Source organism: Enterobacter cloacae complex sp.6700776 (assembly GCF_048284255.1).
In the GTDB taxonomy this organism is placed as follows: Bacteria; Pseudomonadota; Gammaproteobacteria; order Enterobacterales; family Enterobacteriaceae; genus Enterobacter; species Enterobacter intestinihominis.
The window spans coordinates 1-264 of the sequence record NZ_JBLVYK010000319.1 but is presented as its reverse complement, the minus strand read 5'-3'; the positions used below and the strand labels follow the sequence as shown (position 1 = coordinate 264).

The following is a 264-nucleotide window of genomic DNA, read 5'->3' as shown; positions in this document are numbered from 1 at the left end:
CTCCCTGCGTACGCGCCTGCAAAGTAGCGCTTTGCAACACAGGGTTGGCCTCGGCAGTGGCCAGCACCAGCAGCAGATGATCGTCATTGAGGGTGCTGGCGGTCAGCCGCATCAGCGCCGCATCCTGACAGAGATTAATCGCGATGCCGGAGGGCAGTAGCTGATGCTGGAGCAGCGCGGCCAGCGTCACGTCCTGGGCGCCAAGGGCGAAGCAGTGTACCGCACGGGCGCTCAGCAGGCGAGATTTACACTTTTCCACCGCCG

The 264-nt window shown here is 63.6% G+C and carries 1 pseudogene; it reads right to left on the bottom strand.

What is annotated here, in order from left to right:
* Positions 1-264, bottom strand: a pseudogene (locus ACNQ0T_RS24440) (MurR/RpiR family transcriptional regulator); the annotation flags it as partial.